Annotated in this window: 23 protein-coding genes; 7 read left to right on the forward strand and 16 right to left on the reverse strand. The window is 58.6% G+C overall.

Annotated elements, in window-relative coordinates:
* Nucleotides 1-8 precede the first annotated feature (8 nt).
* Complete coding sequence (locus tag ACJO5Y_RS03270; protein WP_406984991.1) at nucleotides 9-677, reverse strand: DNA-J related domain-containing protein; 669 nt, start codon at nucleotides 675-677, stop codon at nucleotides 9-11.
* Nucleotides 678-704: 27 nt separating this feature from the next.
* Nucleotides 705-1,349, reverse strand: coding sequence for a TetR/AcrR family transcriptional regulator (locus tag ACJO5Y_RS03275; RefSeq protein WP_406984992.1), 645 nt, complete (start codon nucleotides 1,347-1,349; stop codon nucleotides 705-707).
* Nucleotides 1,350-1,422: 73 nt separating this feature from the next.
* Here ACJO5Y_RS03275 and ttcA point away from each other — a divergent pair, with 73 nt between their 5' ends.
* The gene (gene ttcA, locus ACJO5Y_RS03280) at nucleotides 1,423-2,343 is read left to right on the forward strand and encodes a tRNA 2-thiocytidine(32) synthetase TtcA (RefSeq protein ID WP_406984993.1); all 921 of its coding nucleotides are present in this window, start codon (nucleotides 1,423-1,425) and stop codon (nucleotides 2,341-2,343) included.
* A 22-nt stretch (nucleotides 2,344-2,365) separates the two neighbouring features.
* Here ttcA and ACJO5Y_RS03285 read toward each other — a convergent pair whose 3' ends face one another.
* The 9 genes from ACJO5Y_RS03285 to ccoN all read right to left on the reverse strand — a co-directional run bounded on the left by ACJO5Y_RS03285 (nucleotide 2,366) and on the right by ccoN (nucleotide 11,019).
* Nucleotides 2,366-3,067 carry a sulfite exporter TauE/SafE family protein gene (locus ACJO5Y_RS03285; protein WP_406984994.1) on the reverse strand — a complete coding sequence of 234 codons (702 nt, stop codon included), beginning with the start codon at nucleotides 3,065-3,067 and terminating at the stop codon, nucleotides 2,366-2,368.
* Complete coding sequence (gene ccoS, locus ACJO5Y_RS03290; protein ID WP_406984995.1) at nucleotides 3,067-3,282, reverse strand: cbb3-type cytochrome oxidase assembly protein CcoS; 216 nt, start codon at nucleotides 3,280-3,282, stop codon at nucleotides 3,067-3,069. Before ccoS ends, ACJO5Y_RS03285 begins: the two co-directional genes overlap by 1 nt.
* A gap of 51 nt (nucleotides 3,283-3,333) precedes the next feature.
* On the reverse strand, nucleotides 3,334-5,781 hold the full coding sequence (locus tag ACJO5Y_RS03295; protein WP_406984996.1) for a heavy metal translocating P-type ATPase: 2,448 nt from the start codon (nucleotides 5,779-5,781) through the stop codon (nucleotides 3,334-3,336).
* 5 nt (nucleotides 5,782-5,786) lie between these two features.
* Entirely contained in the window at nucleotides 5,787-6,287 is a 501-nt protein-coding gene (locus ACJO5Y_RS03300; RefSeq protein ID WP_406984997.1) for a FixH family protein, read from the reverse strand.
* A gap of 44 nt (nucleotides 6,288-6,331) precedes the next feature.
* On the reverse strand, nucleotides 6,332-7,762 hold the full coding sequence (gene ccoG, locus ACJO5Y_RS03305; protein ID WP_406984998.1) for a cytochrome c oxidase accessory protein CcoG: 1,431 nt from the start codon (nucleotides 7,760-7,762) through the stop codon (nucleotides 6,332-6,334).
* 124 nt (nucleotides 7,763-7,886) lie between these two features.
* The gene (gene ccoP / locus ACJO5Y_RS03310) at nucleotides 7,887-8,777 is read right to left on the reverse strand and encodes a cytochrome-c oxidase, cbb3-type subunit III (protein ID WP_406984999.1); all 891 of its coding nucleotides are present in this window, start codon (nucleotides 8,775-8,777) and stop codon (nucleotides 7,887-7,889) included.
* Nucleotides 8,774-8,959, reverse strand: a complete 186-nt coding sequence (locus ACJO5Y_RS03315) for a cbb3-type cytochrome oxidase subunit 3 (RefSeq protein ID WP_213478695.1) — start codon at nucleotides 8,957-8,959, stop codon at nucleotides 8,774-8,776. Before ACJO5Y_RS03315 ends, ccoP begins: the two co-directional genes overlap by 4 nt.
* A 5-nt stretch (nucleotides 8,960-8,964) precedes the next feature.
* Entirely contained in the window at nucleotides 8,965-9,573 is a 609-nt protein-coding gene (ccoO, locus tag ACJO5Y_RS03320; RefSeq protein ID WP_406985000.1) for a cytochrome-c oxidase, cbb3-type subunit II, read from the reverse strand.
* A 15-nt stretch (nucleotides 9,574-9,588) separates the two neighbouring features.
* The gene (gene ccoN, locus ACJO5Y_RS03325) at nucleotides 9,589-11,019 is read right to left on the reverse strand and encodes a cytochrome-c oxidase, cbb3-type subunit I (RefSeq protein WP_406985001.1); all 1,431 of its coding nucleotides are present in this window, start codon (nucleotides 11,017-11,019) and stop codon (nucleotides 9,589-9,591) included.
* A 232-nt stretch (nucleotides 11,020-11,251) separates the two neighbouring features.
* Between ccoN and ACJO5Y_RS03330 the strand changes: the two genes are divergently transcribed.
* A complete protein-coding gene (locus ACJO5Y_RS03330; RefSeq protein WP_406985002.1) occupies nucleotides 11,252-11,893 on the forward strand; it encodes an alpha/beta family hydrolase in 642 nt (213 codons plus the stop codon).
* Here the strand turns inward: ACJO5Y_RS03330 and ACJO5Y_RS03335 are convergent.
* A complete protein-coding gene (locus ACJO5Y_RS03335) occupies nucleotides 11,890-13,731 on the reverse strand; it encodes a sensor domain-containing diguanylate cyclase (RefSeq protein ID WP_406985003.1) in 1,842 nt (613 codons plus the stop codon). The genes ACJO5Y_RS03330 and ACJO5Y_RS03335 overlap by 4 nt on opposite strands.
* A 119-nt stretch (nucleotides 13,732-13,850) precedes the next feature.
* Between ACJO5Y_RS03335 and rlmM the strand changes: the two genes are divergently transcribed.
* Nucleotides 13,851-14,927: a 23S rRNA (cytidine(2498)-2'-O)-methyltransferase RlmM gene (gene rlmM / locus ACJO5Y_RS03340; protein WP_406985004.1), complete on the forward strand. Its 1,077-nt coding sequence runs from the start codon at nucleotides 13,851-13,853 to the stop codon at nucleotides 14,925-14,927.
* 13 nt (nucleotides 14,928-14,940) lie between these two features.
* On the opposite strand, the gene ACJO5Y_RS03345 is transcribed toward rlmM, so the two are convergent.
* Nucleotides 14,941-15,225, reverse strand: a complete 285-nt coding sequence (locus tag ACJO5Y_RS03345; RefSeq protein ID WP_406985005.1) for an antibiotic biosynthesis monooxygenase family protein — start codon at nucleotides 15,223-15,225, stop codon at nucleotides 14,941-14,943.
* A 101-nt stretch (nucleotides 15,226-15,326) separates the two neighbouring features.
* On the opposite strand from ACJO5Y_RS03345, the gene tusA reads away from it, so the two are divergent.
* Entirely contained in the window at nucleotides 15,327-15,554 is a 228-nt protein-coding gene (gene tusA / locus ACJO5Y_RS03350; protein WP_406985033.1) for a sulfurtransferase TusA, read from the forward strand.
* Here the strand turns inward: tusA and dsbD are convergent.
* The gene (gene dsbD, locus ACJO5Y_RS03355) at nucleotides 15,535-17,361 is read right to left on the reverse strand and encodes a protein-disulfide reductase DsbD (RefSeq protein WP_406985034.1); all 1,827 of its coding nucleotides are present in this window, start codon (nucleotides 17,359-17,361) and stop codon (nucleotides 15,535-15,537) included. The two genes, tusA and dsbD, sit on opposite strands and share 20 nt — an antisense overlap.
* 214 nt (nucleotides 17,362-17,575) lie before the next feature.
* Between dsbD and ACJO5Y_RS03360 the strand changes: the two genes are divergently transcribed.
* The 3 genes from ACJO5Y_RS03360 to pdxB are packed head-to-tail and all read left to right on the forward strand — an operon-like array spanning nucleotide 17,576 to nucleotide 20,631.
* Nucleotides 17,576-18,154, forward strand: coding sequence for an elongation factor P hydroxylase (locus ACJO5Y_RS03360; RefSeq protein WP_406985006.1), 579 nt, complete (start codon nucleotides 17,576-17,578; stop codon nucleotides 18,152-18,154).
* 6 nt (nucleotides 18,155-18,160) lie between these two features.
* A complete protein-coding gene (locus ACJO5Y_RS03365) occupies nucleotides 18,161-19,456 on the forward strand; it encodes a DEAD/DEAH box helicase (RefSeq protein ID WP_406985007.1) in 1,296 nt (431 codons plus the stop codon).
* 20 nt (nucleotides 19,457-19,476) lie between these two features.
* Nucleotides 19,477-20,631, forward strand: coding sequence for a 4-phosphoerythronate dehydrogenase PdxB (pdxB, locus tag ACJO5Y_RS03370; RefSeq protein ID WP_406985008.1), 1,155 nt, complete (start codon nucleotides 19,477-19,479; stop codon nucleotides 20,629-20,631).
* Here the strand turns inward: pdxB and htpX are convergent, their stop codons facing one another.
* The gene (gene htpX, locus ACJO5Y_RS03375) at nucleotides 20,632-21,516 is read right to left on the reverse strand and encodes a protease HtpX (protein WP_406985035.1); all 885 of its coding nucleotides are present in this window, start codon (nucleotides 21,514-21,516) and stop codon (nucleotides 20,632-20,634) included.
* A 94-nt stretch (nucleotides 21,517-21,610) separates the two neighbouring features.
* Nucleotides 21,611-22,093: a hypothetical protein gene (locus ACJO5Y_RS03380; protein ID WP_406985009.1), complete on the reverse strand. Its 483-nt coding sequence runs from the start codon at nucleotides 22,091-22,093 to the stop codon at nucleotides 21,611-21,613.
* Nucleotides 22,094-22,098: the final 5 nt, after the last annotated feature.

A 22,098-nucleotide genomic window follows, 5' to 3' on the forward strand; every position in this document is an offset into this window, starting at 1 on the left:
CTGGCTATTTATTGAAAGTGGGCTTTAAGTATCGCAAAGGCCTGGTTCAGGCTCTGAACGCTTTCGGTATCGCCACCCCGATCCGGGTGAACCTGCATGACGGCGCGGCGGAACCGGTGTTTGACCTTGCCGAAGCTGTCCGGAAGGTGGTCAAAGCCCAGGATCCCGGCGGCATCCAGCGCTTCCTGGTGTGGTGGACGCTGCGGGTAATGTCCGTTCCAGAAGTCGTTCATCATTTTCTGGATGCTGTCCCCGGACATCCGGTACTGGGTCAGGTCCAGGTAAAAGGTTCTCAGGGCATCGACTTCTCCGGCGACACCGGAGCCGGAAACAACCGGATTTTCGTAAAGCCGCAGGTGCATGGGTGAAATGGTGATGGTTTCGCCCGATTCAGCAAGTTGATCCCGCAACCGGTACAGGGTGTGAAACAGCAGAAAGTGGACCGGGTAGAGTTGCTCCGGTTCACCGAATGAGACGTCGCCGATCAGCTCCCAGGGCGATCCCTGGAGGCGTTTGATGAGTGTCAGCTCATTCATGCCCGCAGGGTGTCGGCGTAGTTCGTGCTCAACCGCAATCAGCAGGTGCTGGATCTGCAGATCCAGCACCGCCTCCTTGTCGGACTCCGATGGTACTGGCCCGTCGGCCGTTGGGGTATTGGTCGGTGATGATTCGTTCATGGCTCCATGTTAGGGGACCGGGCAACGTTAGGAAAGCGTGGCCAGGCGAGTCAGCCCGCCAAGAAACAGTGTGGAGGCAAAGTGCGCGGCCCGGTGCGCTTCCCGTTCCCCTTTGTTCGGCGTCTGGAGGGCGCGTTCCGCAACGCGCAGGCTCATTTCGTAGGCAACGCCGGAAAACACCGCGCAAAGGTAGTCCTGATCCACGTCGGGCAGCAACTCTTTCTCGACGGCCCGTTGTACGTCTTCCTCCAAAGACAGCATCGCCAGCCCCAGAAGATCCGCCCCGAACAGATCCCGGATGGCGTGATCGTTACGGTGTGCCAGCTCATAGACCAGTGGGTCAGTCGCAGTGGCACGGAACAGGGCGAGATAGGCCGAATGGATAAAGTCTTCCGTGGTACCGGGCGTTTGTCGTAAACCGGTCAGGTTGGCGTTGAGGTGGTTGAGAAAGTCGTTCAGCAGGGCGGCAAAAATGTCCTGCTTGCTGGAGAAATAGTTATAGAACGTGCCCGCCGCCAGGCCGGTCCGGCGCACAATGTCGCGGATGGTGGAGTTATCGTATCCCTTTTCCCGAAAGCATTCCCGGGCCGCCAGCAGGATGGCGCTGCGGTTGCGGATCCGGTTGGTTTCCCGTTTGCCAACGGCCTCATCCCTGCTCTGTAACATATCCATGTCGGTATCCTGTCCCTGAGTGTTTCACACGCGTATAATCCTGAGCCCACCAATCCAGTGAACGTAGTGTTTTATGTCCGATGCAATGACTGCCAACCCAGATCAAACCCTGTCGTCCGAGGCGGATCGCAGGAACAAACTGGAACTTAACAAACTGCAGAAGCGTCTGCGCCGTGAAGTCGGGCAGGCCATTGCAGAATTTTCGATGATTGAAGCCGGTGACAAGGTTATGTGCTGCCTGAGCGGCGGCAAGGATTCCTATGCCATGCTGGATATCCTGATGAACCTGCAGAAAAGCGCGCCGGTCTCCTTTGAGCTGATTGCAGTCAACCTTGACCAGAAACAGCCGGGTTTCCCGGAAGAGGTGTTGCCTGGATACCTGCAATCCATGGGTATCGAGTACCACATCATCGAAAAGGACACGTACAGTATTGTTAAGGAAAAAGTGCCGGAAGGGAAGACCACCTGCGGACTTTGTTCCCGTCTACGTCGTGGAATTCTCTATAATTTTGCGGAAGAGCACGGTGTCACCAAAATCGCGCTGGGGCATCACCGGGATGACCTTCTGGAAACCCTGTTCCTGAATATGTTCTATGGCGGCAAGCTGAAGTCGATGCCGCCGGTACTGCACAGCGATGATGGCAGAAATACTGTCATCCGCCCGCTGGCATTCAGTCGCGAAAAGGATATTGCCCGCTACGCGGCATTGCGGGAATTTCCGATCATTCCCTGCAATCTGTGTGGTTCCCAGGAAAACCTGCAGCGCCAGGTGATCAAGGAAATGTTCCAGACCTGGGACAAGCAGCACCCGGGCCGGCTGGAAACCATGTTCCGGGCCATGTGCAATGTGGAGCCGTCGCACCTGGCGGATAACTCCCTGTACGATTTCCGTGAAGGCAAGCGGCTGAGCGGGAATGGGCAGGCCGCTCCGGCCGTTGGTTCCGTAGAGCCTGAGCCGGAAGACTTCGGCCGTCTGGACGTGCTTAATATCTGAATCCGGAACCCGTTTCCCTTCCTTACCCGCCATGCCCCCCGTGTATAACCATACCGAGGGGCAGGGTCCAGATTCCGAAACCAATCAATAACACGCCGGTGAGCTGGCGAACCTGTTTCTGGCCCTGAAGTTTTCGTATCCAGGTGGCGGCGTATCCGGTCGCCAGCATGGAGGGCAGGGTGCCGAGGCCAAAAAATGCCATGGTAGCGGCGGCACTGCCAACGGAGGGTTGCAGCGCGGCCCAGCCCAGGGTGCTGTAGACCAGGCCGCAGGGCAGCCAACCCCACAACCCACCCAGGGCAAGGGCCTGCCAGGCATGCTGAACGGGAAGGAAACGGCGGGTCAGGGGAGATATCCGTTTCCATATCGGTGCTCCCGCCCGTTCAATATAACGAATACCCTGCCACCACTGCCCCATGGACAGGCCCATCAGAATCAACAGGACGCCGGCGATGGTTCTCAGTACCGGAGCGAGCTGGGCCCATTGCGCGGCGGCGCTGGTGCTTAGCAGTGCAACCAGGGCTGCGATCATTGTATAGCTGGCAATACGCCCGCCATTGAACGCCAGTAACATCAATGTCTGACGCAGGCGAAAGCCTTTGCCGACCGGCAGGGCCATGGACAGCGATGCGCTGATACCGCCACACATACCCAGGCAATGGGTGCTGCCCAGCAAGCCGATCAGAAAGGCGCTGGGGTAGCTCAGATACAGGCCTTCGCTCATCAACGGTCTTTTTTCTCGTCTTCGGCCTTGTCCGTGTCGGCAAGCTTCCGTTCACTGGCCTGCCTGGCGTCATCCGGGATCATATCCTTGTCGTCATCGTACAGTATCCGGTGTGCCGGGCCGTCCAGGTCATCGTACTGGCCATTTTTGACGGCCCAGGAGAACAGGACGATACCCAGTGCCACCAGGATCAGCATGACGGGGACCAGAATCATTACTATTTGCACGGTGAAACCTCAAGGTAACCGGGTAGTCGGACTACGGTATCAGGACGTTGTCGGGACGCCAACCGCATGCTCCGATGGATGGCTGTCAGGCGCGGTCCGGCCGAGTCTCAGGGCGTTCAGCACCACCACCAGGGAGCTCAGTGACATGCCAATGGCCGCAAGCCAGGGCGGTACCATTCCCGCCGCTGCCAGCGGCAGCGCCAGCACATTGTATACCAGCGCCCAGCCCAGGTTCTGACGAATAATCCTGCGAGTCAGGCGACTGGTGTTCATGGCCTCGGTCAGTTGCATCAACTGGCCATTGAGCAGTACGGCGTCCGCCTTGAGTTGCGTCAGGTCGGCTGCGTTACCCATGGCTACGGAGATTCCGGCACCGGCCATGGAAGGCAGATCGTTCAATCCGTCGCCTACCATCATCACCTTGTGGCCCTGGGCCACCAGCTTCTGTAACGTTTCCAGTTTCTGTTCCGGTGTCGCCTGACCAATGGCTTCATCAACACCCACCTGTTGGGCGATCTGCGCCACGTGCCCCGATCGGTCACCACTGAGTAGCAGTGTCTGGATGCCCAAAGACTTCAGTCTGGCGATGGTGGCTCTTGCGTCGAACCGGGGCTGGTCGTCCAGCGTAAAGCAGGCCAGCCACTGATCATCGGTAGCCAGCCAGATATCGATTCCCTGACCGGTCGGCACGGATGGTTGCGTGGCCCGGGTATGCTGCCTGACAAACTCACTGTGGCCGATATAGACCGGTCTGCCATTATGGGTGCCGGACAACCCGCCACCCAGGTGGTTGGTGACGGCGGATACGGAAGCGCCGGCGAACGGCTGGAATACCCGGGCAATGGGGTGCTCGGAGTGTTTTTCCAGACCAGTGGCGAGACTGATGCAGGTTGATTCATCCAGTGAACCGGTTACCCGTGTTTCGATCAGGCTGAGTTCACCACGGGTGAGGGTGCCGGTTTTGTCGAAAATAACGGTGTCGATGTCATTGAGGGATTCCAGGGTGTGGCCCCGGGTAGGCAGGAATCCCAGCCGGCGAAGCCTGACCGTGGCCGAAGTGATTGCCGTCGGCGTTGCCAGCGACAGCGCACAGGGGCAGGTGACCACCAATACCGACAGGGTAATATCAAACGCATTGTCGGCTCCGGCCAGCCACCAGCCTATCCAGACCAGCGGCGTCAGGATCAGTACCCGGCTGACAAAGGTGCCGGCGATGCGATCGGCCATCCGCGCCACCGGCGGTTTCTCGGACTGCACGCGGTCGAGAATGCGAAGGATGCCCGAGAGCCGGGTCTGGGCGCCGGCGCTGGCGACTTCGATGTCCAGCGGGTTCTCCCCGTTGACGCTGCCGGCATGCACGGTATCGCCCGGCTGGCGGGTTTCCGGCAGGTATTCACCGGTGAGGGCGGCTTCGTTGAGTGTGGAATGACCGCTGATGATGCGACCGTCCACCGGTAGCGTTTCGCCGGGACGCACCCGGATGGTATCTCCGGTTCGCAGTTCATGGGTGGCGACAATGGCGGTGCTATCCCCACTGACACGGGTAGCGACACCGGGCTGGAAGCCGGCCAGGGCGTTACCGGTGAGTCCCGCCCGGTATCGGGCCTGCATCTCGATGTAGCGGCCCAGCAACAGGAAAAAGGTAAACATGCATACAGACTCGAAATAGACTTCGTCACCACCCATGACGGTGACCCAGGCGCTGGCGGCGTAGGCCAGGCCAATGGCTATGGCGACAGGTACATCCATGGTCAGGTGCCGGCTACGCAAGTCCCTGCGGGCGTTGCGGAAAAAGGGCCGGGCGCTGAACAATACCACCGGCGTGGCGACCAGCAGGCTGAACCAGCGAAAAAAAGAAATGAAATCAGGAGACAGGCCGTTGATCATCTCGAAATACAGGGGGAATGCCAGCATCATGCTCTGCATGGTGCCGATACCCGCAACCGCGAGCCGAATCAGCATGGTGCGGTGCTCCGCCTTGAGAGCCTGCTCGGCCTCGTCCGCCTGGTAGGGCCGGGCCCGGTAGCCGAGTTCGTGGATTGCGATAAGCAGGTCGCTCAGTTTCGCCTGCTCGGCAGACCAGACCAACCGTGCGCGCTGGGTGCTGTGGTTCACCGAGAATGACTGCACGCCGGGCTGTTTGGCCATGTGGTGTTCCAGCAACCAGATGCATGCTGCGCAGGTGATGCCTTCGATCAGCAGTTGGGCTTCCTGGCCGCCTTTGGTGGCGGATACGAAGGCTGATTGAACCAGAGGGTGATCCACTTCCCGGATCCGGTCCAGTTCGTTACTGGTGAGCTGTTTCGGCGTGGCGGCGGGTTCGGTCCGGTATTGATAAAAGCCGGTCAGTCCTTCGGAGCGGATCGTCTCACACACAGCCTTGCAGCCCCGGCAACAGAAGTGACGGGTCTCGCCATCCAGTTCAAGAGTGATGGGCGGCGAGCCGTCAGCGGGCTCGCCACAGTGGAAGCAGGACAGGGCGTTCACGGGGATCAGCGGGTTGCCGCGCCAATGTGAATGGCTTTATCGGAGGGCAGGGAGGTTTCCCCCTTCAGGCGCCAGTCGTTGTCAGGCCCCCGCAGATCAAAGTACCAGCGGCCCTGGATGCTCTGGTTCAGGGTGGCGCGGTAAGTGGACTGACCGGTGCGGGAAAACTGCACGATCTGATCTTTTTCGGCGATGGTCGGGTGAAACAGGTTGAGGATCAGGTAAGGGTAATCCTGCTGCTCATCGCCTGTCAGGGACAGTTTTATATCCCGTTCTGCGAATGAGAATTCCGCCTGCAGGCCCAGATCCTTGGCTTTCTGGTCACGGGCGATCTGCATATTGATGCCGCGACCCTCTTTGGCGTAGTCATCCGTTACCATCGCGTTTTCGGTGTTCATGGCGACGGTGATGGCGATGGTGCACCAGGTGATGGAAGCCAATGGAAAGGCCAGCAGGAACCAGAGCCAGGGTTGGCGGTACCAGGGTTTAACGGTTTCTTCGGTCATAACTCACAATCTCTGGAATAGGTCCATAACGCACAGCGGGCATGCTAGCGGGTAGGACCGACAAATCGGCTTTCGGTTTCAATTATCAGTGACTCATCGGTTTGCGAAGTGATGCGGAACCGGATGACGTTATTGCTCTGGGTGATTGTTTCAGGGGCCACATCGACGACCGTCGGAAGTGCCCGATTTTCGCCGCTGTCGACCTCCACACTGGTATCTGTTAACAGCTGGATACCCTCCATGCCGGAAACAGAGATGTCGAAGGTTTGCGGTACCTCCGTCATATTGGCGATTTTGAGGGTGTATGAGTTCTCGACTCGTCCCTGGCCATTGAAGCCGAACGGCGCGCCGCGGTCCTTGATGACATCCAGCTGTGCCGGCACCCGGGTCGCCAGGACAAACACAATGGCGCCGATCATTAATGCCAGCACCGCGCCATAACCAAAGGTGCGCGGCCGCATGAGTTTTGACGGCCTGCCTTCCAGTTCGCTCTCGGTGGTGTAGCGAATCAGTCCCCTGGGATAGTCCATTTTATCCATGATTTCGTCGCAGGCATCGATGCACAGCGCGCAACCAATGCACTCATACTGCAGACCGTCCCGGATATCGATACCAGTGGGACAGACCTGGACACACTGGCCGCAGTCGATGCAGTCACCCAGTCCGAGTTCGTCCGGGTCCACGCCTTTCTTACGCCCGCCGCGGGGTTCGCCGCGATTGGGATCGTAGGAGACCACTCTGGTGTCGGGATCAAACATCACCGACTGGAATCGGGCATAGGGGCACATATACAGGCAAACCTGCTCACGCATCCAGCCGGCATTGAGATAGGTCGCGAGGGTGAAGAAGCCTACCCAGAAATACGCCCAGCCGTTCGCCTGCAAGGTACCCAGATCCGTTATCAGTTCTCGGATAGGGTAGAAGTAGCCGACAAACGTCAGGCCCGTGGCCAGGGCAATCAATAGCCAGGCCGTGTGTTTCAGTGACTTTTTCACCACCTTTTCCGCGGAGCGGGGGGACTTGTCCAGTTTCATCCGCTTGTTTCTGCTGCCCTCAATGCGCTCTTCCACCCACATGAAAATGAAAGTCCACACGGTTTGCGGGCAGGTGTAGCCACACCACACCCGACCAAACAGGGTGGTGATAAAGAACAGGCCAAAGGCGGCAATAATCAGCAAACCCGACAACAGAAAGAAATCTTTCGGGTAGAAGGTCAGTCCGTAGAGGTGAAATTCCCTGGCGGGAAGATCGAAGAGAATCAGTGGCTGGCCGTCCAGGGTAAGCCAGACGAACAGGAAGTACATGCCCATCAGCACCAGCAGGCTGACATTACGGATACGCTGGAAGAAGCCTTTAACTTCCTTGACGTAAATCTTCTTGCGACTGGCGTATAACTCGACGGTTCCGGATTTGTTATTTTTATCGGAGGGGTCAGAGGACGGGTCAATCTGTTTGACCGGAATCTCACTGCTCATCGCTACCTCCCGATGAAAATTAGCCGCTGAGGAACCCCAGGGGCTTGGGCCTTCTCAAGCCTGTGCCCGCGTTGGCAGACACAGGGTTGAGCAGACCGGGCCGGCACGGAGGCCGGCCAGGCTCTCAGTTGGACAGGCTGTAAACGTAAGCAGCCAGGATCTGGATCTGATCGTCGGAAAGCCGGTCGCCCTGGGCGGGCATCTGGTTCTGACGCCCGTTGACCACGGTTTCCTTGATCCACTCATAGGTTGAGCCGTACAGCCAGGTGTCATCGGTCAGGTTGGGCGCACCCATGGACTGGTTGCCCTTGCCATCACTGCCATGGCAGGCGGAACATGCCTGGGCGAAGACTTCCTTGCCGGCTTCAGCGGCCTCGGCATCCTCTGCACGATCACTGAATGACAGCACGTAATTGACCACCTGGTCAACCTGCTCGGACGTCATGTCGGGCATCATACCCTTGGCAGGCATATTGCCGTTACGTCCATTGGTTATGGTGGCGAGGATGGTGTCCGGCTCGCCACCGTAGAGCCAGTCGTCATTGGTCAGGTTCGGGAAGCCAAGGGAGCCGCGGCCAGCGGAGCCGTGACAAACCGCGCAATTGTTGGCGAACAGGCGCTGCCCCATTTTCAAGGCGTCATCATTGTCGGCGAGTTCCACAACCGGGGTATCACCGTACTTGGCATACAGTTCGCCATAACGGGCCTCGGCTTGCTGGACTTCCGCTTCCCACTGGTTGTAAGAGGTCCATCCCAGCAGGCCCTTAAAGTTCCCCAGGCCAGGATAGAGCGCCAGGTAACCCAGAGAGAAGACACATGTCGCGATGAAGAGATAGAACCACCACTTGGGCATCGGGTTGTCATATTCTTCAATGCCATCAAAGGAATGGCCTGTAGTCCGGTCTGTTTCGGTGTCGGTGGTCTGGCTCTTGCGGGTTGCCAATAGCAGCCACCAGCACCCGAAAATAGTACCGAGCACGATCACACTGATCCAGATGCTCCAGAAGGTACTCATTGCTTTTTCTCCGTTTTTTCCTGTTCAAGAGTACGCTTTTCCACCTCGTCATCGTCGAAGGGCAGGTGCGCCGCTTCGTCGTTCGGCTTCTTGCGGTGGGCGCTGTAGGCCCACCAGACGATGCCGAGAAACATTGCCATGACAAGAAGGGTGTGAATACCACGTAACTCGTTCAAATCCATCGGGATCACCGTTTCTCAGAAATCACTGTGCCCAGCTGTTGCAGGTAGGCCACCAGCGCTTCGATTTCGAACTTGCCTTCCACTTCCGCAGACGCTTCGGCAATCTGCTCATCGGTGTAGGGCACGCCCAGTGTCTGCAGTGTTTTCAGCTTTGCTGCTGTGTCGGCATGGTCCACGTGATCCTCAAACAGCCATGGGAATGCCGGCATGTTGGACTCGGGAACAACGCTGCGGGGATCGTACAGGTGCTGGCGCTGCCAGGCATCGGAGTAACGGCCGCCGACCCGGGCCAGATCTGGCCCGGTGCGCTTGGAGCCCCACAGGAACGGGCGATCGTAAACGAACTCGCCCGCCACGGAGTAGTGGCCGTACCGTTCGGTTTCAGCCCGGAAAGGACGGATCTGCTGGGTGTGGCACACGTGGCAGCCCTCGCGGATGTAGATGTCGCGACCTTCCAGTTCGAGTGCGGACAGGGGCTCAAGGCCCTCGATCGGCTCATTGGTTTGCTTGCTGAAAAACAGTGGCACCACTTCAGCGAGGAAACCGCCACTGATGGTGAGGATGATCAGCACGATCATCAGGCCAAGGTTTTTCTCTACGATTTCGTGTTTCATCTTGATTGTCTCCCGTTACGCCGGCTGAGCTGCCGCGTTGTCCTGTGCGACGGCATCTTTCTGGCGAACGGTCATGTAGGTGTTGTAGGCCATGACCAGCATACCGGAGAGGAAAATTACGCCGCCGATAAAGCGGACAAGGTAACCGGGCCAGGAAGCTTCAAGCGCTTCAACAAAGCTGTACGTCAAGGTGCCGTCCTGGTTCACTGCGCGCCACATCAGGCCCTGCATGATGCCGTTTACCCACATTGCAACGATGTAGAGCACGGTACCGACAGTTGCGAGCCAGAAATGCACGTTGATCAGGCTGGTGCTGTACATGGCAGGCAGTCCCCACAGCTTGGGAATCAGGTGGTAGATGGCGCCGATACTGATCATGGCAACCCAGCCCAGTGCGCCGGAGTGTACGTGGCCGATGGTCCAGTCGGTGTTGTGAGAAAGCGCGTTGACGGTTTTGATCGCCATCATCGGGCCTTCAAAGGTGGACATGCCATAGAACGACAAAGAAACGACCAGGAAGCGCAGAATCGGGTCGGTGCGCAGTTTGTGCCACGCGCCGGACAGCGTCATCATGCCGTTGATCATACCGCCCCAGGATGGAGCCAGCAGAATCAGGGACATCACCATGCCCGCAGTCTGCGCCCAGTCAGGCAGCGCGCTGTAATGCAGGTGGTGGCCACCGGCCCACACGTATGTGGCGATCAAGGCCCAGAAGTGGACGATGGAGAGGCGGTAGGAGTAAACCGGACGGTTGGCCTGCTTGGGAACAAAGTAGTACATCATGCCCAGGAAGCCGGCGGTCAGGAAGAAGCCTACGGCATTGTGGCCGTACCACCACTGCATCATGGCGTCGGTTACACCGGCATAGGCGGAGTAGGACTTGAACGCCGTGGCCGGCAGCGCAAGGTTGTTGCCGATATGCAGAACCGCGACGGTCAGGATAAACCCGCCATAGAACCAGTTGGCAACATAAATGTGCGGTGTGCTGCGCTTGGTAATGGTGCCGAAGAAAACCAGTGCGTAGGTCACCCAGACCAGGGCAATGAGGATATCAATCGGCCATTCAAGCTCGGCGTATTCCTTGGTTGAGGTAAGACCCATTGGCAGGGTAATGATGGCGGCGACCATAACCGCTTGCCAGCCCCAGAACGTGAAGGCGGCCAGCCCGTCCGAGATCAGGCGTGCCTGGCAGGTGCGCTGCACGACATAGTAGGAAGTAGCAAAGAGTGCTGAACCACCAAACCCGAAGATGACCAGGTTTGTGTGAAGAGGTCTCAGGCGACCAAAGTGGGTCCAGGAAAAGTCGAGGTTCATTGATGGCCAGACAAGTTGGGATGCGATCAGCACACCCATGCCCATGCCAACAATGCCCCAGACCAACGTCATGATGGCGAATTGCCGCACCACCTTGTAGTTGTATGTCAGGTTAGCATTTACTGTGCTCATAGCCTTACCAATGGGTTTAGAGTGGGAAAATATGCGGGCGCAAGTATGGAGAAACCATTAGCGCTTTGCAATGACTCAGATCAACTCACAATGCCCGTCAAATGCGCCGGAATCAGTAACATGCAGATCGCATTTACGGATTCTTTTTTGATGCTGGGGGCTTATCGGTTATGCCGGGTTTTCACTGCTACAGGCCCCTATAATAGAAGCTTCGACTTACAAGGTGAATTGGATGGAAGTTTATAAGACCAATGGCCCCCATTCCGGGACGGGACCGGTGCTGATTCTGGCACATGGCGCCGGAGCGCCAGCGGACTCCCCCTTTATGGAAATGCTCGCCGAATCTTTGGCTGACGAGGGGGTAACCACCGTTCGGTTTGAGTTTTCCTATATGGCGAAGCGGCGGGAAGACGGCGGGAAACGTCCACCCGATAGACAACCGGCATTGCTGGCGCAGTTCGAACAGTTGATTGCGGAAATCATCGATGGATCGCTGGCCGGACGGCCACTGTTCATAGGCGGTAAATCCATGGGAGGGCGGATGGCGAGCCTGCTGGCCGCCGATCCCCGCCTGAAGGGACGTTTCAGGGGCGTGTTGTGTTTTGGCTACCCGTTTCATCCGCCAGGTAAGGACCGTTGGCGGACCGATCACTTTCCGGATTTCTGGTGTCCGGTACTTATTGTTCAGGGCACCCGTGATCCTTTTGGCAAACCTGATGAAGTGAACGCGCGCCTGGCAACGCTTTCTGAGGCTGAGCTGGTCTGGCTTGAGGGCGGAAACCATGACTTTCAGCCGTTAGCCAGGCAGCCGGAAACCCAGGTTGGCCTGATTCAGCAGGCAGCGAGGTCGGCTGCCGCATTTATGGGCAGCTAGTCAACGATAGCCACCGTCATGGTTGCAATCTGGTCCCTTCCGGACGCCTTGGCCTGATACAGCGCCTCATCGGCCCGTTGAAACAGTGTCTGTTCATTGTCATCGGGAGCCAGCAGGGCGATGCCGGCGCTGAGCGTGATGATGACGTTGGTGCCGTCATCCGCCGGGATCGTTGTGTTCCGCATGTCCTCCAGAATGCGCTGGCATACCCGGTACGCGCCTTCCTGGTCAGTTCCGGGCAGGAGTAGCGCGAATTCCTCGCCGCCAAAACGGATGGCGACATCCCTGGGGCGTTTGACGTGCCGGCTGAGGACATCGGCAATGCGTTGCAGGCACTGATCCCCGAAACCATGGCCCCAGGTATCGTTGATGCCCTTGAAATGGTCGGCGTCGATCAGGGCCAGGGTCAGGGGGTGGCCGGTCCGGCGGGCTTCAGCACACAGTTCGGGAAGCATGTTGTCGAGGTGCCTCCGGTTGTAAAGCCCTGTTAATGCGTCATTAAGACTCATGGTCGCGAGTTTCCGGTTGGCCCTCTCCAGTTCTCCCATGGTGTTGCGCAATTGGGCGGTGCGCTCATGGACCTTCGTTTCGAGCTCGGCACGAGCATTGTGTTCCACATCGAGCAATTTCTGGTTGAGCAGTCGCCAGCGCTGCACCAGGGCGTAGTTCAGCAGGATGACCTGGGCGCCGATGGCCGTCAGCATGAAAAACTCGCGGGCCAGGAAATCCGTCAGGTAGCCGAATGCCGCCAGGGCGTAGATCAGAGAGCCTACCAGCATGACTGACCAGGCCATCACATACCATAAGGCGGGCCCATAGCCTTGCCGCCACCTCAGGATGCCGATTACAAACAGGCTGGCAATCACCGTCAGCACCAGGAACGTGTTGAACAGGATTGATTTGTTGTAGGGCAGCAGAAAGGTAATGGCCAGCAGCCCGACGGATGACCAGGCCAGGGCGCGCAAGGTGCTTGCTGAGAGGGTGCCAGGCTCAATCTCCAGGAAGGAGCGTCCGAACAGCGTCATTGCCAGGGCGCACAGCGCAATGAGCAATGGAATGGAGGTGTTGGCGAAGCCGGTGCTGTCTGGCCAGAAATACTGGTTGGCAAAGCCGCCCATGGCAAACAGGAACAGACCCATGGACGCCATATAGAAGGCGTTATGAAAGTAGTAGGCCGTCCCCGAACTGAAGAACAGCAGCAGATTGAACACCGCGAAGACCAGAAGCACACCGTAGAACAGCCCGTGAGTCAGGGTAAGGTGGTTGCTCTCGGCAATAACGGTCCCCGGAGTCTCAAGGGACAGCGGCACGTTCAGGGCGCCGCTGCTCCGTATTCTGAGGGTAATGCTCTGGTTTTCACCGGAGTCCAGGGTGACGGGAAGGAGAAAATACCGGTAATCTATGCCCCGCGACAGAAACGGGCGTTGGTCACCAGTGGCCAGGGTGGTGGATGTGGAATCGCCGTCCTGCCAGAAAGTGACGTCATCCAGGAGCGGATAATTGAGTTTCAGGTACCACAATCCCCGTTTGTTTCCGGAGTTGGTCAGGTGTAAATGGACCCAGTACACCGAATCTGTGTGGCTGAACACCAGGTCATGGCCGCCGGCATCCTGCCACTCGATGGATTCCGGCAGATCGGCAGGCGTGTTTGCCAGGTGGGCGGGGTCATCCGGATCCGCTGCATGGAAACACACATGGTTCATCAGCACTTGCCGCTGTTGGGGTTGGCTGGCATCCAGGGTCGGGCAGGGGCTCACGGGGTGGGCGGTCAGCGCCGGAGCCGTGCCCGCCAGAACCAGGGCCGTCAGCGTGATGAAGGTACGCAGGTAAAGCAGCATTTGTGAATTCCTGCCGGGAAGTAGTCTGCCAGTTTACCGATTGCCGATCTGGTTCACTGTTAAACAGTTTCAAATTCTCAAGGATTTCCTGTGGTGGGAATCCCGATATAAGGTGCTCCATGGAACACATGATCCTGTTTTGCCGCCCTGGCTTTGAAACAGAAGCTGGCCGCGAAATGACCGATGCAGCCGCTGCCGTGGGTGTTTTTGGCTATTTTGAGCCTCGTGGCAAACATGGTTACCTGTTTTTCTTCCTCGCCGGGCCGGAAGGCGTCAACGAACTGCTCCGCCGGCTGAATCTGGAGGATATGGTCTTCGTCAGGGACTGGATGGTCGGGCTGGCGGAACTGGCATTGCCCGCTGCGGACCGCGTTGGCGCGGTGATTGAGAGCTTGCAGGCACTGCCCGGAGGATTTCCGAATTGCGCCAGGGTGGAGGTGCGGGTGCCGGAGGATAACGCCGACCGTGACCTGGGGAACTTCGCCAGGAAGTGGGTAGCTCCGCTTTCCCGGGGGCTACGGGGGGCCGGCCTGATGAAACCGGATCCGGACGCCGAGGCGCCCGCAAGGCTCGATATTCTGCTGCCGGGGTTTGAGCAGGCAGTCATCGGCCTCAGTCCCAGCGGCAACCGGGCCCGTTATGTCGGCGGCATTCCCCGGCTTCGCCTGCCGGCATCGGCGCCGAGTCGATCGGCGCTGAAGCTTGAAGAGGCCTGGAAAGTCTTCCTGCCACCGGAGCAGGCTCTCGATTATCTCGGGGGCGGCAAGCGTGCAGTGGACCTTGGCGCTGCGCCCGGTGGCTGGACCTGGCAACTGGTCCGGCAGGGTATGATGGTGGCTGCGGTGGATAACGGTCCAATGAACACCGACCTGATGGCATCGGGGCAGGTTGAACATGTCGAAGCGGACGGGTATGCCTGGAAACCCCGGCGCGGTGTAGACTGGATGGTCTGTGACATCGTCGATCATCCACGCCGGACCTCGAAGCTGGCGGTCGACTGGCTGAAGAACGGCCTGTGCCGTTACACCATATTCAACCTCAAACTGCCGATGAAAAAGCGGTACGAGGAATGGCTGATCTGCCGCGATATCCTTGAGAGCGGTCTGGCGGACTCGGAGATGACGTTCCGGCTCAGGGCATGTCATCTTTACCACGACCGTGAAGAGATCACCTGCTTCCTGGAGCGGGTGATGTAGCAGGCAGCCCGGGTCAGCTCTGGTATAGAACCGTGATGGCCTCGTCCTGGTCCATCATGGGTACCAGCTCGGCCATCAGGGCTTTCCGTTCCTCGGAGCAGTACCACTGATCCCACTCTGCCTCTGACCGCCAGTTGGACAGCGTCAGGCGATGGTTGGGATCGCGGGCATCGACCAGGGTCTCACCGGATATGAAACCAGGGGCGGCGACAGCCTGCTGCAGCACTTTGCGGGACCGTTCCTCATAGGCGGATTCAAGAGTCTCTGCGATATGACGTTCAATCAATACCCGGATCATGGCTTACCTCTTAACATTTTGACTGTTATAAACAATAATTTAGCATGTATTTTCAGAAATACATTGAATGAACCGACGGAGAAGCAGCCTTGCACGAGATAATGTTTGATGGCGAGCTGGATGCACGGGGGCTGTATTGTCCGGAACCGGTGATGATGCTCCACAACCGGATTCACGATGTGCCGGTGGGTGGGGTTCTCAAGGTCGTGGCGACCGACCCGTCCACCACCCGTGACATTCCCCGGTTCTGCCAGTTTCTCGACCATCAACTGGTGCACAGCGAAGAGAGCGGAGACGAGTTCTTCTTTTTCATACGTCGAGGGAGTTGAGATGCGCCAGGAACTCGTTCCTGTCCATTTCACCCAGTACCCGCGTTTCTGACGACAGTTCCCGGCCATCGCTCCGGTAGAACAGGATGGCCGGCGGCCCGAAAAGTCCCAGTTCCTCCAGGAAAGCCTGCTGAGCCGGGGTGTTATCGGTCATGTCAATTTGCAGGAGCGTATAGGGTGCGAGTGCCTGGATGACTGACGGATCACTGAAGACGTTGCGTTCCATGACCTTGCACGAGATGCACCAGTCGGCATAGAAGTCGAGCATGACCGGCCGTTGCTGCTGGCTTGCCGCTGTGATCAGCGACTTGATCTCTTCCGGGGTCTCCACCCGTCTGAAGCCGGCATGCTCCCGGGAATTGCCGGCACCGCTGTCGGCTGTTGCGGTGTAGGGCGCCAGTGGGTTCAGCGGATCCTGTGCACCGCCAACGGCGCCGGCGAGCAGCGCCAGGCCATAGGCGAACATGACCAGCCCCAAACCCTTGCGGGTTCTCTCCCAGCCAGCCCTGGCGGCATCAAACGCGCCGAGCTGGACACCGGTAATGGCAACCAGCAGGCCCCACAGCGTCAAGGCTGCCCATGCCGGAACCAGACGTTCGACCAGCCAGATTGCGACCGCCATCAGCATGACACCGTAAAAGGCTTTGACCACGTTCATCCACGGACCGGTCGCCGGCAGCAGTTTGCGACCACCGACGGCCACCAGGATCAGGGGTATCCCCATGCCCAGGCCGAGGGAGAACAGGGCAATGCCACCCATCAATGCGTCCTGGGTGGTGCTGATGTAGAGCAGGCTGCCGGCCAGCGGGGCGGATACGCAGGGGGATACAATCAGTGCTGATAGCGCGCCGATGCCGAAAATGCTGAACACGCGCGTGCCGGTCAGGCGGTGGCTGGCGTGGTTAAGTGGTTCCCGGATAAAGCGGGGCAGCTGGATCTCGAACAGGTTGAACATGGACAGGGCAAATACCACGAACAGGGTTGCGAACACCCCGAGAACCCAGGGGGATTGCAGTTGCGCCTGCAGGTTGAAGCTGGCGCCGAGAAGCCCGGTAATCACCCCGGCAGCAGCGTAGGTGAGCGCCATGCCCAGCACGTAGCTTCCGGACAGCATCAGGGCGTGGCCCGTGGTGCGGGTGTTACGGCCGGAAACCAGGGACGAAATGATCGGAACCATGGGCAGTACGCAGGGGGTAAAGGTCAGCCCAAGGCCCAGCAGTAGGAAAACTGCGGCGATGGCGAGGGTGGACTGTTCCGAGAGGAAGCCTGCCAGGCCGGTGGCCGAATTGGTGTTGACGCCTGCCGAGCTGCCGGGATTGCCATTGGTCCCGGAATCCGTGTTGGTGCTGCCAGTGTTGGTATTACCTCCGCTACCGGCGTAATACAGAACGTCCCGGGTTTGCGGCGGGTAACACAGGCCGGCTTCAGCGCAGCCCTGGTAGGTCACCCGAAGCTCCGCTTCCCTGATGCCTTCGGGCAATGAGACTGGCACGCGCGCTTCGACCGGCTCGTAAAAAACCGTTACCTCTCCAAAGAACTCGTCCTCGGTGGTGGTTCCCTGTAGTGAGAACTGCGGCTCCCCCAGGGTGACCCCCTCGGTCACCGATTCAACGGACACCCGAGTCTTGTAGAGGTAGTGTTCCGGCGCCACGTCCCAGGACAGCACCACGCTGTCGGTGTCGGTGATGTAGCTGAACGGGAGTGCCACATCGACGGGCAGAAAATCGCCGTTGTTTCCGAACAGGGAATTGCCCGAATTGCCCAATCCCCAGGCAGCGGCCGAGAACAGCAGGAGAAGCAGTGCCATGGCGCCACGTCGGGCCGGCATGGTGATGCGGAGGCGGCCGGTGGTTAAAGCAAACTCGGTCATAGAGGCTTCGGGATCCTGGCTGGTGATTTTAAGTATCGTCGCTACGGGATTATAACCCGGGAATGGCAAGCTTCAGGTTGCAATGGACAAACGTGCCACCCTAAAGTTCCCTCTGGTATTGAAGGGTTTAAAGTCGCACAATAGCGACCCAATGAATCACAATCCAGACGATCTTATCATGCTGTTCAATGACCTGTTCCGGGAAAATCACCGGACGGTCCTGGTCAGGGGCAGTGATGAACCCGAATACCTGCCTGCTTCGGAGGCCGGCGGCGTTGCACAGATTATTTTCGCTCACGGCTATTATGCAAGCGCCTTGCATGAGATCAGTCACTGGTGCATCGCCGGCGAACATCGCCGGACTCTCAGGGATTACGGTTACTGGTACTGCCCCGACGGCCGTTCAACCGCACAGCAGCAGGCATTCGAGCAGGTCGAGGTCAAACCTCAGGCCCTTGAGTGGCTTTTTTCCGTGGCTGCGGGGTCCCGCTTTCATATCAGTGTGGACAATCTCTCCGGAGACGGGGCAGCCAATGAAGCTGGTTTTCGCCGCAAGGTAAAGGCGCAGGCCAATGGTTACCTGGAGCATGGAATGCCGGCACGCGCCCGGGCATTTTTTGACACGCTCAGGTCATTTTATGGAACCGGAGACACCTTTGAGCACGCCTGGCAGGAAGAGTCCCGGCGCCTGGGTCCCCCGGGTTCCACATCAAACATAAAGGAAGACTGAGTATCTATGACATCTGACCCAAGCGATACCGGCAAGACGCTGTTCAAGGATCTTAATCTGGATCAGCGCCTGCTGGATGCCATCACCGACATCGGTTTTGAGCACTGCACCCCGATTCAGGCCGAAACCCTGCCGTTTACCCTGGCGTGCCAGGATCTGATCGGTCAGGCACAGACCGGCACCGGCAAGACCGCCGCGTTCCTGATCACCGCCATCCAGAGCCTGCTGGAAACGCCGGTTCCGCCGAAGGACCGCTTTGCCTCTGAGCCTCGTGTGCTGGCATTGGCGCCCACCCGCGAGTTGGCCATGCAGATCGCCAAGGATGCGGAACAATTGTGTGGTTACACAGGGCACAACGTGGTGACGGTCGTTGGCGGCATGAACTACGACAAACAGCGGGATCAGCTGCAGAACGAAATAGTCGATATTCTGGTGGCGACACCGGGGCGTCTGATCGATTTCCTGGGGTCCCAGGACGTGTTCCTGGACCAGCTTGATATCCTGATCCTGGATGAAGCGGATCGCATGCTGGACATGGGGTTTATTCCTGACGTCAAGCGCATCATTCGCAAGTGCACGCCCAAGGATGATCGTCAGACATTGCTATTCAGCGCCACCTTTAACCAGGACGTACTCAACCTGGCATCCATGTGGACCAGCAATGCCGAGTTCGTGGAAATCGAGCCCGAGCAGAAAACCGCTGAGCGGGTAGAGCAGACAGTTTACCTGGTCGGTGAGGACGAAAAGTTGCCGGTGCTGGTGAACTACCTGAAGCGACCGGAGGTGGAGAAGGCCCTTGTCTTTGCCAATCGCCGTGACCAGTGCCGGGATCTGGATGAGGATCTGCGTAACCAGGGGGTCAAGGTGGCCCTGATGTCCGGGGAAATCGCCCAGAACAAACGCCTGAAAACCCTGGACCAGTTCAAGAAGGGCGATATCCAGGTGTTGGTGGCGACCGATGTGGCCGGTCGGGGGATACACGTCAACGGCGTGACCCACGTTTTCAACTACAATCTTCCCGAGAACGCCGAGGATTATGTGCATCGCATCGGCCGAACCGGCCGTGCCGGTAAGACCGGCGTATCGGTCAGTTTTGCCAGTGAGGATGACGCTTTCTCGCTGCCGGCGATCGAAAGTTATATCAGCCAGAAGCTCAAAACCACCGTGCCGGATGAAGAATTGAGCGAGGCCATGCCCAATGCACCGATTACCAGAAAGCGTGGCGGGCGTCGCCCCCAGGGTAGTCGTGGACAGGGTGGACGCAGTCAGGGCGGGCGCCCCCAGCGGCAGCGCAGAAACTAAAGAGGCTGGAAGACCAGACCATGTTGATCGTAGCGGATGAAAACATTCCCTTACTGGATTCGTTCTTTGGCGATATCGGCGATATTCGCCGGGTGTCAGGGCGCACCCTGTCCCCCGGGGATGTGAATGGGGCGGACATTCTGCTGGTTCGCTCGGTAACCCGGGTTAACGAAGCGCTGTTGAAAGGCAGTCGGGTTCGCTATGTCGGCACCTCAACCATCGGGACCGATCATGTCGACCTGGCCTGGCTGGAAGCCCATGGCATCGCGTTTTCCGCAGCGCCCGGATGCAACGCCAACAGTGTGGCTGAATACGTGTTGTCCGTGCTTTCGCTGTACGCGGAAAAGCGGGGGCTGGAGGACTGGGAAACGCTGAGCGTCGGTATTGTGGGCGCCGGTAACGTGGGCAGTGAGCTGGCACGCAAGCTGGAAAAGCTGGACTTCACCGTGCGTCTGTGTGATCCGCCAAGGGCGGAACAGGAAGAAGACGGGGAACAGGACTTTTGCAGCCTGGACGAGGCACTGGAATGCGATGTCATTACCCTGCACACGCCGCTTACCAGGGAAGGCCCCCACGCGACCTTCCACATGATGGATCAGGCCAGGCTTGACCGGCTCAGTGCCGGTCAGTTGCTTATCAATACCAGCCGGGGCGAAGTGATTGATTCAATTGCACTGCAGGAACGTCTGGATGCCGCCAACGCACCGACTGTTGTGCTGGATGTGTGGGAGCAAGAGCCGAAGATCAATCCGCAACTGCTGGACAGTGTCTGGCTGGGTACACCTCATATCGCCGGATACAGCCTTGAAGGCAAGGTTCAGGGGACTGAGATGATCTATCAGTCTCTGTGCCGGTTCCTGGGATTACCGGTGCGTAAAAAGGCGGGCCAGTTTTTACCGGAGCCGGCGCTAAGCAAGCTGTCCTTTACCAGTGCAGCGGAAGAAATGGACGCCGGCAATATTGCCATGCGCTCCTGCTACGATCCTCGCAAGGACGACGCGCGCCTCCGGCTGACCATGGCGTTGCCGGCGGAGGAGCGTGGCAGCGCCTTCGACCGGCTGCGCAAGAACTACCCCGTGCGGCGGGAATTTTCCAGTGTGAAGATTCAGCTCAAGGGTACCAGCAAGTCCCTCCAGGACACGTTCCGTGCCCTGGGGTTCAAGCTGAAAATCTGATCAGATGTTCGCATTCTGAAGGGCTTCAATGCGGGTTTCCAGCGGCGGATGTGTCATAAACAGGGCGCTGAGGCCGCCCCGGGCGCCCCGGTTGATGCCAAACGCCTGCAATGATTCCGGCATCTGGTCCGGTACTTCACTTTCCTGCTTCAACCTTGCCAGTGCGCTGATCATCGCGCTACGGCCCGCCAGTTGCGCGCCGGCGATGTCAGCCCGGAATTCCCGGCGCCGCGAGAACCAGAAGACGATGGTGCTGGCCAGAATACCGAGGACAATCTCCGCCGCAATACTGACCACGAAAAAACCGATGCCGTGGCCACTCTCGTTCTTGAATACCACCCGATCGACAAAAGAGCCGATGACCCGGGAAGCGAAGATCACGAAAGTGTTCACGACGCCCTGGATCAGCGCCAGGGTCACCATGTCTCCATTGGCGACGTGGCCGATCTCATGGCCCAGAACGGCGCGGATTTCGTCCTTGTTGAAGCGATGAAGCAGGCCCTCGCTTACCGCCACCAGTGAATCGTTTTTATTCCAGCCCGTGGCGAATGCGTTGGACTGGGACGCGGGGAAAATGGCGACTTCCGGCATACCGATGCCGGCGTTCCTGGCCAGGTCCCTGACCGTGTCCACCAGCCAGCGCTCCGCTGGCGTGCGGGGTGAATCGATGACCTTGGCCTTGGTGCTCCATTTGGCCATCGGCTTGGAGATCAGCAGGGATACAATGGCGCCGGCAAAGCCGAATACGGCCGCAAAGGCGAGCAGGGAGCCATACTGGATTCCGTTCTGGGCCAGGTAGCTGTCCACGCCAAGCAGACGCAAGGTGATGCTGGCGACAATAATGACAGCCAGGTTGGTGGCTAGAAACAACAGAATGCGCATGATCGATTCCTTGGTTCTCTCGTTATCCACAAAGGCGACAAGTTTCCGCCTGTATATATTTGGGCGACCAGCCCGGGTTCAATAGGTTTACGCGGATTTAATGATCGCTGGTCAGCGCGCAAGTTCCGCCAAAGAACGCACCTTGCATCACCTGGCTGATGGTTGCCGAGCTGCCGCTTCGCAGGGCATTGCGGATAAGGTGAATGTGCGTTGAGAGATCCTGTCTGATGGATTCGGGCAACTGGTCCTGAACCCGGGGCGCGAGCGCTTCCAGCTGTGCCCGCAGCCCGGCACTGGCGGGTGTGCTGAGGCGGACAAAGGCTTTCTGGGTGAGAACAGCCTGGTCCAGCGCCTCCTGGCGAATGGTATCCACGTAGCGCAACAGCCCTTCCTCCTCAAGCCAGAGCAGGGCCCCGAAGCAAGCCATGTGACGCTTGCTGTGCAAACCGAACTCGTCCGGTTCATCGGGGCCGGCAATATCCTCCACAAACAGGTTGATGCGCCTGGGGAAGGCGCTGTAGAGCTGGACCAGGGCGATGGCGGCGTCTTTGTAAAATTCCTCTATATGTATGTCAGCCATATACT

Origin of the sequence: Marinobacter alkalisoli (assembly GCF_045449855.1) — a bacterium.
GTDB lineage: Bacteria > Pseudomonadota > Gammaproteobacteria > Pseudomonadales > Oleiphilaceae > Marinobacter.